2 protein-coding genes and 1 pseudogene are annotated in these 18103 nt (G+C 75.9%); all 3 read left to right on the forward strand.

Annotated elements, in window-relative coordinates; translation table 11 throughout:
* Window positions 1-4507 (forward strand): SDR family NAD(P)-dependent oxidoreductase (locus ACFU53_RS38440; RefSeq protein ID WP_384003638.1); only part of this gene is annotated, 4507 nt, incomplete at its 5' end.
* A 63-nt stretch (window positions 4508-4570) separates the two neighbouring features.
* Entirely contained in the window at window positions 4571-14698 is a 10128-nt protein-coding gene (locus tag ACFU53_RS38445; protein ID WP_384003641.1) for a type I polyketide synthase, read from the forward strand.
* Between the two features lie 48 nt (window positions 14699-14746).
* Window positions 14747-18103: pseudogene (locus ACFU53_RS38450) on the forward strand (type I polyketide synthase); the annotation flags it as partial.

The raw sequence follows: 18103 nt of genomic DNA on the forward strand, positions 1-18103 counted from the left end.
ACGGCCGCTGCTGGAGGGCCACCCGGACGCGGGCATCGCCGCCGTCAACGGGCCGCGCTCCGTGGTGATCTCCGGCACCGAGGCCGCCGTCGCCGGCATCGCCGCGCGGCTCGCCGCCGACGGGCGCCGCACCACCAGGCTGCGGGTCAGCCACGCCTTCCACTCACCGCTCATGGAGCCCATGCTCGACGCCTTCCGCGAGGTCGCCGCGAGCATCTCCTACGCTCCGCCGCGCATGGCCGTCGTCTCCAACGTCACCGGACGCGGCGCCGCCCCAGGCGAGCTGGAGGATCCGGAGTACTGGGTGCGGCACGTGCGGGAGGCGGTCCGCTTCGCGGACGGAGTCGGCTGGCTCGCCGCGCACGGCGTCGGCCGGTTCGTGGAGGTCGGTCCCGACGGCACCCTGACCGCCATGGCGCAGAGCTGCCCGACGGACGCCGAGAGCACCCTGTTCGTGCCGTCGCTGCGCAAGGACCGCGACGAGCGCGAGACGCTCCTGGACGCCGTCGCCCGCGCCTTCGCCCACGGCATGCCCGTGGAGTGGCCCCGTCTCTTCGACGGCACCGGCGCCCGCACCGCCCAGCTGCCCACCTACCCCTTCCAGCGCCGCCGGTACTGGCCGAAGCCGCCCGTGCTGCTCGGCGACGTCACCTCCGCGGGCCTCGGCGCGAGCGGTCACCCGCTGCTCGGCGCGGCCGTGGAGCTGGCCGACGGCGCCACCCACGTGTTCACCGGCCGGTTCTCGTTGGGCTCCCACTCCTGGCTGAAGGACCACGCCCTCACCGGCACCGCCCTGTTCCCGGCAACCGGCTTCCTCGACCTGGCCCTGCACGCGGGCGCCCGCACCGGCTGCGAACAGGTCGCCGAGCTGACGATCCTGGCCCCGCTCACCCTGCCCGCACACGGCGGGGTGCAGGTCCAGGTCCGCGTCGAGGAACCCGACGCCACCGGGGCCCGCCCGCTGACCGTGCACGGCCGCTCCGACGACGCCGAACCCGGCACACCATGGACCCTGCACGCCGGCGGCCTGCTCACGGTGGCCGCCGAAACGGCCGCCACCCCCTACGACTTCACCGCCTGGCCGCCCGAGGGCGGCCAGGAAGTGCCGCTCGACGGCTTCTACGAGGCGTTCGCCGACCGTGGCCACCTCTACGGCCCGCTGTTCCAGGGGCTGACCCGGGTCTGGACACGCGGCGAGGAAGTCTTCGCCGAGGTCGAGCTGCCCGCCGACGCCGCCCCCGCGGCCGACGCCTTCGACCTGCATCCGGCGCTGCTCGACGCCGCGCTGCACGCGGTGATGTTCGTGCCGATGGAGGACGCCGGACGGCTGCCCTTCTCCTGGAGCGACGTGCGCCTCGACGCCGTTGGGGCGTCCGCGCTGCGGCTGCGGATGGTCCAGCAGGGCCCGGAGGCCGTCGGCCTCGCCCTCGCCGACCCGGCGGGCCGGCCGGTCGCCTCCGTCGGCTCGCTCACCCTGCGCGAACTCACCGGCGACCTCGCCGGGTCCGCCGTCGGCGCGCCCGGCGACCGGGGCCTGTACGAACTGGACTGGCGGCCCGTCACCCCGGCCGGCGCCGGCACGCCCACCACGTCGGCGTTCACCATGTCGACGCCCACCACGTCGGAGCCCTCCACGGCCACGGTGACGGTCGTCGGCGCGGACGAGGCCGGCGAACTGGCCGCCGCCCTGCGCGCCGCCGGGCACCCCGCGCGGACCGTACCCGGCCTGGACGCCCTGGCGGACGCCGACGAGGTGCCCGACACCGTCCTGTACGCCGTGCCGCTCGTGGCCGGGACGGGCGAGGGGACCCCGGGGGGCACCCTCGCCGACGCGGCCCGCGTCACCGCCACCGAGGTGCTGGTCCTCGTCCAGCGGTGGCTGGACGACCCGGCGTTCGCGCACGCCCGGCTCGCCGTCGTGACACGAAACGCCGTCCCGGCCGGCCCCCGGCCCGCGGACCCGGCGCAGGCGGCCGTCTGGGGCCTGGTGCGGGCCGCCCGCACCGAGAACCCCGGCCGGTTCGTCCTCGCCGACACCGACGGCACCGCCGCCTCCACGGCGGCGCTGCCCGCCGCACTCGGCGACACCGCGTTCGAACTCGCCGTACAGGACGGCACGGTGACCGTGCCGCAGATCGTGCCGCTCACCGCCGGCCGGGCCCTCGTCCCGCCGGCCGGCACGGACCCCTGGCGACTCGGGGTCGAACGGCAGGGCACCCTGGAGGGGCTGCGGCTCGCGCCCTGCCCGGAGGTCACCGCCGCGCTCGCCCCGAACGAGGTGCGCCTCTCCCTGCGCGCGGCCGGCGTCAACTTCCGCGACGTCCTCACCGCGCTCGGCATGTATCCCGGTGACGCCACCGGGATCGGCCTGGAGGGCGCGGGCGTCGTCACCGAGGTCGGCGCGGACGTCACCGGCCTCGCCCCCGGCGACCGGGTGATGGGCATGTTCGCAGGAGCCTTCGGGCCCGTCGCCGTCGCCGACGCCCGCATGGTCGCGCGGATCCCGAAGGGCTGGAGCTTCGCGGAGGCCGCCACCGTCCCGATCGTGTACCTCACCGCGTACTACGCGCTGGTCGACCTCGGCGGGCTGAAGCCCGGCGAGAACGTCCTCGTGCACGCCGCGGCCGGAGGCGTCGGATCGGCCGCCGTACAGCTCGCCGGCCACCTCGGCGCCGTCGTCCACGGGACCGCGTCACCCGCCAAGTGGGGCGCGCTGCGGACCGCGGGTCTCGACGACACCCGCCTCGCCTCGTCCCGCGACCTCGGGTTCGAGCAGCGGCTGCTCGACGCGACCGGAGGCCGCGGCTTCGACGTCGTCCTCGACTCCCTGGCCCGGGAGTTCGTGGACGCCTCCCTGCGGCTGCTGCCGCGCGGCGGCCGGTTCCTGGAGATGGGCAAGACCGACATCCGCGACCCCGCCCGGGTCGCCGCCGACCACCCCGGCGTCGACTACCGCGCCTTCGACCTGGTCGAGGCCGGGCCCGACCGGATCGGCGAGATCCTCGCCGTCCTCGTGGACCTCTTCGAACGCGGCGTCCTCAAGCCGCTGCCGATGGTGGTGTGGGACGTCCGCCGCGCACCCGAGGCGTTCCGCTTCCTCAGCCAGGCCCGGCACATCGGCAAGGTCGTCCTGACCCTGCCGGCCGCGACCAACCCCGCGGGCACCGTGCTGCTCACCGGCGGGCTCGGCGGGCTCGGCCGGATCACCGCCCGCCATCTCGTCGCCGAGCACGGCGTACGGCATCTGCTGATCGCCGGGCGGCGCGGCCCGGACACACCGCAAGCGGCCGCACTGCGGGCCGAACTCGCCGCCCTGGGCGCCGAGGTCACCGTGGCCGCCTGCGACGTCGCCGACCGCACCGCGCTCGCCCAGCTCCTCGCGGGCATCCCCTCCGACCGGCCGCTGACCGCCGTGGTGCACTCCGCCGGCGTCCTCGCGGACGGCGTGCTGTCCTCGATGTCACCCCAGCGGCTCGCGGAGGCGCTGCGCCCGAAGGCCGACGCGGTGGCCGCCCTGCACGAACTGACCCGCGACCTCGACCTCGCCCGGTTCGTGGTCTTCTCCTCGGTCGCCGGAACCTTCGGCGGCGCGGGACAGGCCAACTACTCGGCCGCCAACGCGTTCCTGGACGCCTTCGCCCACCACCGGCGCGCCCAGGGCCTGCCCGCGGTGTCCCTGGCCTGGGGCTCCTGGCTGCCGGACGCCGGCATGACCGGGGAGCTCACCGACGCCGACCGCGAACGCCACGCCCGTACCGGCATGGTGCCGCTCGGCCCCGGCCAGGGCATGCGCCTGCTGGACGCCGCCGCGGACTCCGACCGGGCCGCGCTGCTGCCGATGGACATCGACCCGGCCGCCCTGCGCGAACACCACGACGTCCTGCCGGTGCTGCTGCGTGGCCTGGTACGCACCCCCACCCGGCGCCGGGCCCAGTCCGCCGCGGGAGCGGCGCCCGCCGCGCAGGCCCCGCAGCCGCTCGCCGAACGGCTGGCACCGTTGCCCGCCGCCGACCGCGAGCACCTGCTCCTGGACGTGGTCGCCGAACAGGCCGCGGCCGTCCTCGGACACGGCTCGGCCGCCGACATCGACCCCGAGCAGACCTTCAAGGAACTCGGCTTCGACTCCCTGACCGCGGTCGAGCTGCGCAACCGGCTCGGCGCGGCCACCGGCCTGCGGCTGCCCGCCACCCTGGTCTTCGACTACCCGACCGCCCTCGCCCAGGTCCGGTACCTGCTGGGCGAGCTGTCCCTGCCGGAACCTCCCGGCACCACGCAGGCCCTGCTCGGCGAGATGGACCGTCTGGAGAGCGCGCTGCGCGACTCGGACGTGGCCGGCGAGGACCGGGAGAGGGTCTCCGCCAGGCTGCGTGAGCTGCTCTCCCGCTGGCAGGGCGAGCCCGATGTCCCGGCCCGCGCCCCTGCCGCACAGGACGACGAGGAACTGGCCGCGGTCGAGACCGAAGGCGACCTCTTCGACCTGATCGACCGTGAGCTGGGGGACGCGTGAGCGCCCCGCCGGTCCCGCCCGCACCCGACGCCCCGGCCCGCCCGGTTCAAGGAAGTGACACACGTGGCTGACGACGACAAGTACGTGGAATACCTCAAGCGGGTCACGGGCGAACTGCGGCAGACCCGCCGCAGGCTGCGCGAGGTCGAGGACCGGGGCCGTGAGCCGATCGCCATCGTCGCGATGAGCTGCCGGTTCCCCGGCGGCATCCGCACCCCCGAGGATCTGTGGCGGCTCGTCGACGAAGGCGGCGACGCCGTCGGCCCGCTGCCCGACGACCGGGGCTGGGACATCGCGGACCGCTACGATCCCGACCCCGACCGGCCCGGGACCTTCTCCACCCGCGAGGGCGGCTTCCTGCACGACGCCGCCTCCTTCGACGCCGCCTTCTTCGGCATGAGCCCCCGTGAGGCACTGGCCACCGACCCGCAGCAGCGGATCCTGCTGGAGGCGTCCTGGGAACTCCTGGAACGCGCCGGGATCCGTCCGGGGACCCTGCGCGGCAGCGCCACCGGCGTGTTCGTCGGCGCCGCCACCTCCGGCTACGGGCAGGGCCCGGTCGAGGTCCCCGAGGACCTGCACGGCCTGATGCTCGCCGGGAACGCGACCTCCGTCGCCTCCGGCCGCATCTCCTACGTCCTCGGCCTCGAAGGCCCCACCGTCACCGTCGACACCGCCTGTTCGTCCTCCCTGGTCGCCCTGCACTGGGCGGTGCAGGCGCTGCGCGCCGGGGAGTGCGACCTCGCGCTGGCGGGCGGCGTCGCCGTCATGGCCACCCCCGGCCTGCTGTTCGAGTTCAGCCGACAGCGGGGGCTCGCCCCCGACGGCCGCTGCAAGGCCTTCGCGGACTCCGCCGACGGCACCGGCTGGTCCGAGGGCGTCGGCCTGCTCCTGGTGGAACGCCTCTCCGACGCCCGCCGCAACGGGCACCCGGTCCTCGCCGTGGTCCGCGGCTCCGCCGTCAACTCCGACGGCGCCTCCAACGGGCTGACCGCACCCAACGGGCCCGCCCAGCAGCGCGTCATCGAACAGGCCCTCGCGAACGCCGGTATCACCGCCGCCGACGTCGACGCCGTCGAGGCGCACGGCACCGGCACCACCCTCGGCGACCCCATCGAGGCCCAGGCACTGCTCGCCACCTACGGCCGCGCCAAGGACGCCGAACGGCCCCTGTTCCTCGGCTCCCTGAAGTCCAACCTCGGCCACACCCAGGCCGCCGCCGGAGTCGCGGGCGTCATCAAGACGGTGATGGCGCTCCAGCACGGCCGACTGCCCCTCACCCTGCACGTGGACACACCGTCCACGCACGTCGACTGGGACGCCGGTCACGTGCGGCTGCTCACCGAGCCCGTCGACTGGCCGCTCACCCCCGGACGCCCGCGCCGCGCGGCCGTGTCCTCCTTCGGCATCAGCGGCACCAACGCGCACACCGTCCTGGAGGCCGCGCCCGAGGAGCCAGGAGAGGAGGCCCAGGAGACCGAGGCAGCCCCCGCGGCCGCCGCGCGGCTGCCCCTCGCCCCCTGGCTGCTGTCCGCGCGCGGCGCCGAGGCCCTGCGCGGCCAGGCGGCCCGCCTGCTCGACCACGCCGAAGCCCACCCCGGCGACGACCCGCACGTCACCGCCCGTGCTCTCGCCGCCACCCGGCAGTCCTTCGAACACCGCGCCGTCGTCCTCGCCGAGGACACGGCCGCCGCCCGCGACGCCCTGCGGGCCCTCGCCGCGGGAGAGGAACACCCCGCCGTCGTCACCGGCCGAACCCTGCGCGGCGCGACCGCCTTCCTCTTCTCCGGGCAGGGCGCCCAGCGTCCCGGCATGGGCCGCGACCTGTACACCGCGTTCCCCGCGTTCGCCCGCGCCTTCGACAAGGTCTGCGCCCACCTCGACCCCGAACTCGGACTCTCCCTCAAGTCCCTCAAGGACACGGTCCTCGACGGCGCCCCGGACGACGAGGCGCTGCGGGAGACAGGCCTCGCCCAGCCGGCGCTGTTCGCGGTCGAGGTCGCCCTCTTCCGCCTCCTGGAGTCGTGGGGCATCGCCCCCAAGTACGTCCTGGGGCACTCCCTGGGCGAACTGTCCGCCGCGCACGTCGCCGGAGTGTGGTCGCTGCCCGACGCCTGCCGCCTGGTCGCCGCCCGTGGCCGGCTCATGCAGGCCCTGCCCGAGGGCGGCGCCATGGTCTCCGTGGAGGCCGCCGAGGACGAGGTGACCGCGCTGCTCGCCGGGCACGGAGACGCCGTGTCGGTCGCCGCCGTCAACGGCCCGCGCGCCACCGTGATCTCCGGCGACACCGCAGCCGTCGAGGCCCTCGCCGCCGAACTCGCCGCCCGCGGCCGGACCACCCGCAGGCTGCGCGTCTCGCACGCCTTCCACTCGGCGCGCATGGACGCCGTCCTGGACGACTTCCGCACCGTCGCCGAGAGCGTCACCGCGCATCCGCCGCGCCTCACCGTCGTCTCCAACCTCACCGGCCGCCCCGCGACCGCCGAGGAACTGGCCTCAGCCGACTACTGGGTGCGCCACCTGCGCCACACGGTCCGCTTCGCCGACGGCGTCGGCTGGCTCGCCGCCCACGGCGTCACCCGCTACCTCGAACTCGGCCCCGACGCCACTCTCACCGCGCTCACCCGCTCCTGCCTGCCCGACGACACCACCGACCGGGTCTGCGTGCCGCTGCTGCGCAGGGACCGTCCCGAACGCGGCACCCTGCTCGCCGCCGTCGCCGCCGCCCACGTGCACGGCGTCCGCGTCGACCTCGACGCGCTGCTGGGCGGCGACCCCGCCGATCCGCGCATCGCCCTGCCCACCTACGCCTTCACCCGGGACCGCTACTGGCTGCCTCCCGCCCTCACCACCGCCGACGTCACCGGCGCCGGCCTGACCGGAACCGGGCACCCGCTGCTCGGCGCCGTCGTCCGCGTCGCCGACGACGACCGGGTGCTGCTCACCGGTCGCCTGTCCACCCGCGCCCAGCCCTGGCTCGCCGACCACACCGTGTCCGGCGCGGTCCTGCTGCCCGGTACGGCGTTCGTCGAACTCGTCCTGCGCGCCGGCGACGAGGTCGGCTGCGGCCTCCTCGACGACCTCACCCTCGAAGCCCCGTTGGTGCTCCCGGACACCGCCGGCGTCCAGCTCCAGATCGCCCTCGGTGCCCCCGACCCCACGGGCCGCCGCCCCGTCACCGTGCACGCCCGTCCCGACGCCGACGACGACTCCCCGTGGACCCGGCACGCCACCGCCGTCCTCGCCCCGGCACCCGCCGCCTCCGAGGCCGAGTCGGCCGCGTGGCCGCCCGCCGACGCCCGGCCCGTCCCCCTGGACGGCTTCTACCCGGCCCTCGCCGCCCAGGGCTACCAGTACGGGCCCGTCTTCCAGGGCCTGCGCGCCGCCTGGCGGTCCGGTGACATCCGGTACGCCGAGGTCGCCCTCCCCGAGGACCAGCACCGCGACGCCGCCCGCTACGGACTGCACCCCGCACTCCTCGACGCCGCCCTGCACGTCCAGCTCGCCGGTGACGGCGACGACGGCACGGGTGAACCGGGCGCCGTGGGCCTGCCGTTCGCGTTCAGCGGCGTCACCCTGCACGCCGTCGGCGCCACCGGCCTGCGGGTCCGCCTGGAGAGCGACACCTCGGGCGCCGTACGCCTGCACCTCGCCGACGGCACCGGACGCCCCGTCGCCACCGTCGACTCCCTCGTCAGCCGCCCGGTCGCCGACGGCACCCTCGACACCGCACGCCCCGCCGACGGCACCCTGTACGCGGTGCGCTGGAACGCCGCCGAACTCCCGGCCACGCCGGGCACCGACGGCTGGCGCCTCGCCGGGGACGACCCGGCGGGCCTGCTTCCCTCCTGGCCGCGGCTCGGCGCCGACGAGGACTCCTGCGCCGCCGCCGTCCTGCCGTACGCCTCCCGCCCCGACGAGACCCCCGCCGACATCGCCGCCCGCGCCCTCACCGCCCTGCAGACGCTGCCGGCCGACCCACGCACCGACGGCGCCCCGATCGTCGTCGTCACGCGCGGCGCCGTCGCCGCCGCCGACGGTGAGGACGTCACCGACCTCGCCGCCGCCGCCGTGTGGGGCCTGGTCCGTGCCGCGCAGACCGAGAACCCCGGCCGTCTCGTCCTCGCCGACCTCGACGACACCGACGCGTCCCGCGCCGCGCTCACCGCCGCCGTCGCCACCGGCGCACCCCAGCTCGCGTTGCGCGAGGGCAGGCTGCTGACTCCGGCGCTGGTCCGCACGCCCGCCGCCGACTCCGCGCCCGCCTGGGACGCCGACGGCACGGTCCTGGTCACCGGCGGCACCGGCGCGCTCGGCGCCCTCGTCGCCCGCCACCTGGTCACCGCCCACGGCGTGCGCTCCCTGCTGCTGCTCTCCCGGCGCGGCCCCGACGCCCCGGGCGCCCGCGACCTCGCCGACGAACTCACCGCCCACGGCGCCGTCGTCCGCGTAGAGGCCTGCGACGCCGCCGACCCCGACGCCCTCGCCGCCGCCCTGGCCGCGCTGCCCGCCGACCGGCCGCTGCGCGCCGTCGTGCACACCGCGGGCGTCCTCGACGACGGCGTCCTCGGCTCACTCACCCCCGACCGGCTCGCTCCCGTGCTGCGAGCCAAGGCGGACGCCGCGCTCGCCCTGCACACGGCGACCCGGCACGCCGACCTCACCGCCTTCGTCCTGTTCTCCTCCGCCTCCGGTCTCCTCGGCGGCGCCGGACAGGCCAACTACGCCGCCGCCAACACCGTCCTGGACGCCCTCGCCCACCACCGCCGGGCGACCGGCCTGCCCGCCACCTCGCTGGCCTGGACCCTGTGGGACCACGACAGCGGCATGACCGGCGGACTCGGCGAGGACGACCGGCGCCGCATCGCGGCCTCCGGGCTGCCCGCCCTCGACCCCGACCGGGCACTGCGCCTCCTCGACGAGGCCCTCACCACCGGCGAGGCCCTCCTCGCGCCGCTGCGCACCGATGCCGCCGCGCTGCGCTCCGCCGCCGCGACCGGACGCCTGCCCGCCCTGCTGCACGGCCTCGTCCCGGCACCCGCACGCCGCGCCGCCCGCTCCGCCGACGCCGGCTCCTCCGCGCTCGGTCGCAGCCTGGCCGGAATGTCCGGACCCGAACAGGAACGGCTTCTCTCGGACATGGTGCGCCGCCACGCCGCCGTCGCCCTCGGCCACGGCTCGGCCGGCGCGGTCGACGGCGAACAGTCCTTCAAGGACCTCGGCTTCGACTCGCTCACCTCCGTCGACCTGCGCAACCGCCTGAGCGCCGAGACCGGCCTGCGGCTGCCCGCCACCCTCGTCTTCGACCACCCCCGCCCCAGCGCCCTCGCCCGCCACCTGGCCCGGGAACTCGCGGGCACCACCGAGCAGTCGGCTCCCAGCACGGTCGCCGCGGCGGAGGACGACCCGGTTGTCATCGTCGGCATGGCCTGCCAGTACCCCGGCGGTGTCAACTCGCCGGAGGACCTGTGGCGGTTCGTCTCCGAGGGCGGCGACGCCATCGGAGCCTTCCCCACCGACCGCGGCTGGGACCTGGACCGGCTGCCCGGCCTGCAAGCCGGATTCCTCCACGGAGCCACCCACTTCGACGCCGCCCTCTTCGGCATCGCACCCCGCGAAGCCCTCGCCATGGACCCCCAGCAGCGACTGCTCCTGGAGACCTCCTGGGAGGTCTTCGAACACGCCGGGATCGACCCACTGTCCCTGCGCGGCAGCCGCACCGGCGTCTACGTCGGCGCGATGGGCTCCGGCTACGCCTCCGGACTGGCCGACATCCCCGAAGGCATGGAGGGCTACATCGGACTCGGCGTCTCCGGCAGCGTCATCTCCGGCCGTGTCGCCTACACCTTCGGTCTGGAGGGGCCGACCATGACGGTCGACACCGCCTGCTCCTCCGCCCTGGTCGCCCTGCATCTCGCCGCCCACGCCCTGCGCCAGGGCGAATGCTCCATGGCCCTGGCCGGTGGGGTCACCGTCATGGCCACCCCCGGCACCTACACCGAGTTCACCGCCCAGAACGGCCTGGCCGCCGACGGCCGCTGCAAGGCCTTCGCCGCCTCCGCCGACGGCACCAGCTTCTCCGAGGGCGTCGGCATGCTCCTGCTGGAACGACTCTCCGACGCCCGCCTCCACGGTCACCAGGTACTGGCCGTGGTCCGCGGCTCCGCCACCAACCAGGACGGCGCCTCCAACGGCCTGACCGCCCCCAACGGCCCCTCCCAGGAACGTGTCATCCGCCAGGCGCTGGCCTCGGCCGGGCTCTCCCCGGCCGACGTCGACGCCGTCGAGGCACACGGGACCGGCACCACCCTCGGCGACCCCATCGAGGCCCAGGCCCTCTTCGCCACGTACGGCCGCGAACGCTCCGAAGGACAGCCCCTGCTGCTGGGCTCCGCCAAGTCCAACTTCGGGCACACCCAGGCCGCCGCGGGCGCCGCCGGCGTCATCAAGATGGTCATGGCCATGCGCCACGGCGAGCTGCCCCCCACCCTGCACGTCGACGAGCCCTCCCCGCACATCGACTGGTCCAGCGGAACCATCGACCTGCTCACCGAGGCCCGCCCCTGGCCCGCCCGGGAGGGCCGGCCGCACCGTGCGGGCGTGTCGTCCTTCGGCATCAGCGGCAGCAACGCCCACGTCGTCCTGGAGGAACCGCCCGCCCCCGAGCCCGCCCCCGACCGGCCGGCACCGACCTCCCTACCGCGCGTCCACTCCGTCTCGGGGCACACCCCCGAGGCGCTGCGCGCCCAGGCCGCCCAGCTGCGCACCCACCTGCTGAACCACGACGAAGACCCCCGCGACATCGCCCACACCCTCACCGCCGCCCGCCACCCGCACCAGCACCGCGCCGCCGTCGTCGCCACCGACCGCGAGGAACTCCTCACCGGTCTCGCCGCCGTCGCCTCCGGCGAACCCGCCGCGCACGTGGTCACCGGCACCGCCGACGGCGGCCGGCTCGCCGTCCTGTTCAGCGGCCAGGGCGCCCAGCGCCCCGGTATGGGCCGCGACCTGTACGCCGCCCACCCCGTGTTCGCCGAGACGTTCGACACCGTCTGCGCCGAACTCGACCGTCACCTCGACGGACCGCCGCTGCGCGACGTGGTCTTCGCCGCCGAGGGCAGCGCCGGGGCCGCGCTCCTGGACCGCACCGCCCACACCCAGGCCGCCCTGTTCGCGTTCGGCACCGCCGCCCACGCCCTGGCGGCGTCCTGGGGCATCCGCGCCGATGTGTTCGCCGGGCACTCCATCGGAGAGCTGACCGCTGCGCACGCCGCCGGGGTCTTCGACCTCGCCGACGCCTGTGCCCTCGTCGCCGGCCGCGGCCGGCTCATGCAGAACCTGCCCGAGGGCGGCGCCATGGCAGCCCTTGAAGCCACCGAGGGGGAGGTCCTGCCGCTGCTGGAGGGCCGCGCCGAGCGCGTCGCGATCGCCGCGGTCAACGGGCCGGTCTCGGTGGTCGTCTCCGGCGAGGAGAAGGACGTGGAGGAGATCGCCGCCGAGTTCACCGCACGCGGACGCAGGACCCGACGCCTGCGGGTCAGCCACGCCTTCCACTCGCCCCTGATGGACGCCATGCTCGACGACTTCCGCGCCGTCGCCGCCCGAGTCCGCTACACCGTCCCCGCCGTCCCAGTCGTGTCCGACCTGACCGGCGCCCCCGCCACCGGCGACGACCTGATCACCCCCGACTACTGGGTCCGCCACGTCCGCCAGGCCGTCCGCTTCGCCGACGCGGTCCGCGCACTGGAGATCGACGGCGTCACCCACTGCCTCGAACTGGGCCCCGACGCCACCCTCACCACCCTCGTCCAGGACAGCCTCACCGACCCGGCGGCGATGACCGCCGTACCCTTGCTGCGCCGCGACGTGACCGAGAACCGCGCCGCGCTGCTCGCGGCCGCCGGCCTGCACGCCCACGGACACGGGAAGGCGCCCGCCGCCCAGGACGACGCCGAAGCCCGGCCCGTGGCCCTGCCGACGTACGCCTTCCAGCGCGAGCGCTTCTGGCTGGAGCCGTCCGCGGCGCCCGCCGCGCGCACCCGCGACAGCGCGTTCTGGGAACTCGTCGAGGCCGCCGACCCCACGGTCCTGGCCGAGCGACTCCAAGTCGACACCGACGCTCCGCTCAGCGCCGTCCTGCCCGCCCTCGCCGCCTGGCGCGACGAGGACCGCAAGGATGCGGAGATCGGGCGTTGGGAGCACCGCGCGGTGTGGCGGCCCGCCGCCGACGGCAGCGCCGCCACCCTCACCGGTACCTGGGTCCTCACCGTCCCCGACCGCTTCCACGGCGGCCCCTGGGCGACCTCCGTCGCCGAGGCGCTCACCGCACACGGCGCCCACGTCCGCGTCCTGCCCGTCGACTGCGCCACCGCCGACCGCGCTCTCCTGGCCTCCGCCCTCACCGCCTTGCGGCAGGACGACGGGCCGGCCTGGACGGGCGTGCTGTCCCTGCTCGCGGCCGACACCGCACCGCTGCCCGGCCACCGGGCGGTCCCGGCCGGCCTCGCCGCGACCACCGCCCTCGTCCAGGCCCTCGCCGACGGGGCCGCGGGCACTGACCCGGTCCGCCTGTGGGCGCTCACCGCGGGCGCGGCCGGAGTCCTCGGGAGCGAGGCGCCCGCCGAACCCGAGCAGGCCACCGTGTGGGGCCTGGGCCGCACCGCGGCCCTCGAACATCCCCAGCTGTGGGGCGGACTGGTGGACCTGCCCGCCGGCACCGGCACCGCGGTCACCGCCGGCGTCGCCCGCCGCCTCGCCGCGGCCCTCACCGACGGCGCCGAGGACCAGATCGCCGTCCGGCCCTCGGGCACCTTCCTGCGCCGCCTCGAACACGCACCGGCCGGCGCGCCCGCACCCGGCGCCCCCGACTGGACCGGGACCGTTCTGCTCACCGGCGCCACCGGCGCGCTCGGCCTGCGCACCGCCGCCTGGCTCGCGGCCCGGGGGACCGCACGCATCGTCGCCGTCAGCCGCTCCGGCACCGGCTCCGAAGGCGCCGCCCGCCTTCAGGACACCCTCGCCGGCACCGGTACCGAACTCGTCCTCGCCGCCTGCGACACCGCCGACCGGGACGCGCTCGCCGCGCTGCTCGCCGAACATCCCGTCGACGCCGTCGTGCACACCGCGGGCGTCCTCGACGACCGGCTCCTCGACGGCATGGACACCGCCGCCCTGGACCGCGTCCTGCGGCCCAAGCTGGCCGCCGCCCGCAACCTCGACGAGCTGACCCGCGACCGAGACCTCACCGCGTTCGTCCTGTACTCGTCGGTCTCCGGCATCCTCGGCACCATCGGCCAGGCCAACTACGCGGCGGCCAACGCCTACCTGGACGCCCTCGCCGAACAGCGCAGGGCCGCCGGACTGCCCGCCACCTCGCTGGCCTGGGGACCCTGGGCCGGAGGAGGCATGGCCACCGCCGACGCCGACAACGAGGCGCGGATGCGCCGCAGCGGCATCAACCCGCTCGAACCCGAGCGGGCGGCCGACGCCCTCGGCCGGGCCGCCGCGCGGGCCGACGCCGTCCTCGCCGTCGCCGACATCGACTGGGCCCGTTTCGCGCCCGGGTTCACCACCTCCCGGCCCAGCCCGCTGCTCGCCGAACTCCCCGAGGTCCGCGACCTGCTCGCCCAGCGCCCGGACACCACCGCGGCAGCCCCGCACGCCCTGCGCGAGCGGCTCGCCGGGCAGTCCGCCGCCGAGCGCGAACGCACCCTCACCGCCCTGGTGCGCACGGAGGCCGCCGTCGTCCTCGGCCGCGCCGGCACCGACCGCGTCGGCGCCGCGACGGCCTTCAACGCCCTCGGCTTCGACTCCCTCATGGCCGTCGAACTACGCAACCGGATCGGTGCCGTCACCGGCCTGGCCCTGCCCGCCACACTTCTGTTCGACCAGCCGAACGCCGCCGCGCTCGCCGTATACCTGCGCGGTCGGCTCACCGACGACACCGACGCCGCCGGAGCCGTCCTCGCCGGACTGGACTCCCTGACGACGCTCCTGGCCGCCCTGCCCCAGGACGACACCCGACGCGACCGCATAGGCACCCGCCTGCAGTCCCTGCTCGGGCACTTCACCGGCGGTACCACCGCCGCCGTCACCACAGTCGTCACCGGCGACGACATCAGTGACCGGATCCGGTCCGCGGGCGCGGACGAGATCTTCAGCTTCATCGAGAACGACCTCGGCATCTCCTGATGGCACGGCCACGGGACCTGAGAACGGGTGACAACAATGCGCGATGAGGACAAGCTCCTCGGCTACCTGAAAAAGGTCACGGCCGATCTCCACCAGACGCGGCAGCGCCTGGCCGCGGCCGAGGCACAGCAGCACGAATCCATAGCGATCGTCGCGATGGGCTGCCGCTTTCCCGGCGGTGTGAGCGACCCCGACGATCTGTGGCGGCTGCTCGACGAGGGTGCCGACGCCATGACGGAATGGCCGCGCGACCGAGGCTGGGACATCGAGGCACTGTACGATCCGACGCCCGGCACTCCGGGCCGCAGCTACACCCGCGTCGGCGGATTCGTCGACCGGGTCGCCGACTTCGACGCCGGCTTCTTCGGCATCTCCCCCCGCGAGGCCGTCGGCACCGACCCGCAGCAGCGGCTCCTGCTGGAGATCTGCTGGGAAGCCCTGGAACGCGCCGGGATCGACCCGCTCGCCCTGCGCGGCAGCCGTACCGGCGTGTTCGCCGGTACCAACCTCCAGGACTACACCACCCTGCTCAGCCTCTCCGACAACGCGGGCGACGACGGCGTCGGCAACTCCGCCAGCGTCCTGTCCGGCCGCGTCTCGTACACCCTCGGTCTGGAGGGCCCGGCCGTCTCCGTCGACACCGCCTGCTCCTCCTCCCTGGTCACCCTGCACCTGGCCGCGCAGGCGCTGCGCGCGGGCGAGTGCGACCTCGCGCTCGCCGGGGGCGTCACCGTCATGTCGACGCCCACGGTCTTCCTGGAGTTCAGCCGCCAGCGCGGTCTGGCCGCCGACGGCCGCTGCCGCGCCTTCGCGGACGCCGCCGAGGGCACCGCCTGGGGTGAGGGCGCCGGAGTCCTCGTCGTCGAACGGCTCTCCGACGCCCGCCGGGCCGGCCACCCCGTCCTCGCCGTGCTGCGCGGCTCCGCCGTCAACCAGGACGGCGCTTCCAACGGCCTGACCGCTCCCAACGGTCCCTCCCAGGAACGCGTCATCTGGCAGGCGCTCAACGCCGCGAAGCTCGCCCCCGCCGACGTGGACGCCGTCGAGGCGCACGGTACCGGCACCACCCTCGGCGACCCCATCGAAGCCCAGGCCCTCCTCGCCACATACGGTCAGGACAGGCCCGCGGACCGGCCGCTGCTGCTCGGCTCGGTGAAGTCGAACATCGGACACACCCAGGCCGCCGCCGGTGTCGCCGGCGTCATCAAGATGATCCTGGCCCTGCGCGCCGGACGACTGCCCGCCACCCTCCATGTCGACCGGCCCAGCCGTCATGTCGACTGGTCCGCCGGCCACGTCGAACTGCTCACCGAGGCCCGCCCCTGGCCCGCCCCGGGCGACCGTCCGCGCCGCGCGGGCGTGTCCTCCTTCGGCGTCAGCGGCACCAACGCCCACGTCATCCTCGAACAGGCCCCGCCGGCCGATCCGGACGACACCGTCGCATCCGCCGACGACGCCCCCCGCGCCCGAGCCTTCACCGTCTCCGGCCGTACCGCCGCCGCCCTGCGCGACCAGGCCGGCCGGCTCGCCGCCCGGCTGCGCAACGCCCCGGACGGCGCCGTCCGCCCCGCCGACCTGGCCTGGTCCCTCGCCGCCACCCGGCCCGCACTCGAACACCGCGCCGTGGTCGTCGCCCCCGATCACGGGACACTCCTGCGCGGCCTGACCGCGCTGGCCGACGGCGCTCCCGACCCCGCCGTGGTGCGGGGCGTCGCCGACACCGACGGTGACCCGGTGTTCCTCTTCCCCGGCCACGGCCCGCAATGGGAGGGCATGGCGGACGAACTCCACTCCGCCGACGCCCGGTTCCGTGCCTTCTTCGACGAAGCGGCCGCCGCCGTCGAGGAGTACACCGACTTCCGTGTCCTCGACGTCCTGCGCCGCGTCCCCGGTGCGCCGCCGCTGGACCGTCTCGACGTCGTCCAGCCCGCCCTGTTCGTCACCTGCGTCGCCCTCGCCCGCCTGTGGATGGCGTGCGGAGTCCGCCCCGCCGCGGTCGCCGGGCAGAGCCTGGGCGAGGTCGCCGCCGCCCACATCGCGGGCGCCCTCACCCTTCAGGACGCCGCTCGCGTCATCGGCGTCCGCTCTCGTGAACTGATGGCCCTCGCCGGCCGCGGCGGCATGGTCGCCGTTCCGCTGCCGCTCGCCGAGGTCGAGCGGCTCATCGCCCCGTACGACGGCCGGATCTGCGTCGGCGGCGTCACCGGTCCCCGCTCCGTCACCGTCGCCGGCGACACCGAGCCCCTCGCCGCGCTTCTCGCCCGCCTCACCGGCGACGGCATCCAGGCCCGCCGCGTCCCGATGGACTACGCCTCCCACTGCCCGCAGGTCGAGGAGGTCCGTGACGCCCTGCTCACCGGGTTCGCGCCGATCCGCCCGCGCCCCGCCGAGATCCCCTTCCACTCCACCGTCACCGGCGCCCGCGTCGAGGACACCACCACCCTCGACGCCTCCTACTGGTACGACAACGCCCGCCGCACCGTCCGCCTCGAACCCGCCGTGCGCGCCCTCGCCGACGCCGGACAGCGCGTCTTCGTCGAGGTGGGCCCGCACCCCGTGGTCACCTCGGCCGTCGGCGACATCCTCGACGACCTCGGCATCACCGACGGCGCCGTCCTCGGCACCCTGCGCCGCTCCGACGGAGGCACGGAACGGTTCCTCACCTCCGTGGCCGCCCTCGCCGTACGCGGCGGATCCCCGGACTTCAGCGCCGTCCACGACGAGCCCGCCCGCCGCGCCGACCTGCCCGTCTACGCCTTCCAACGCCGCCGCTACTGGCCCGCCTTCACCCCCGCGGAGAGCGGCGGCCCCGCCGCCGGCACCGCGGACGCCCCCTTCTGGCGGGCCGTCGATTCGGGTGACGTCACCACCCTCGCCACCGCGCTGGCCCTCGACGAGGGCACCGTCGCCACGCTGGCCCCCGCCCTCGCCGGCTACCGGCGGCGCAGCGAGGAACGCGGCACCGCCGACCGCTGGCGCTACCGGATCACCTGGCACCCGATCGAGGACAGAACCGTCCCCGCCCTCACGGGCCGCTGGGTCCTCGCCGTCCCCGGCGGCCATGAGGACGGTCCCGAGGCAACCGCCGTGCAGGCCGCTCTGACACGCGCGGGCGCCACCTGCGTCCCCGTGGTCGTCGACGCCCTGGCCGGCCGCTCCGCGCTCGCCACGGCCCTGGGCGGGGCCGTCGTTGGAGCCCGTGGCCTCGTCTCCCTCCTCGCCCGGGACGACACGCCCCACCCGGAACATCCCCTGCTGCCCGCCGGGTTCGCCGCCACCGTCGCCCTCGTCCAGGCGATGGACGACCTCGACGCCCGCCTTCCGGTGTGGTTCCTCACTCGCGGCGCCGTCGACACCGGCCCCGGCACCGGTCCCGTACGCCCCGCCCAGGCCCTCGTCCAGGGC

Source organism: Streptomyces sp. NPDC057474 (genome assembly GCF_042802555.1).
GTDB lineage: Bacteria > Actinomycetota > Actinomycetes > Streptomycetales > Streptomycetaceae > Streptomyces.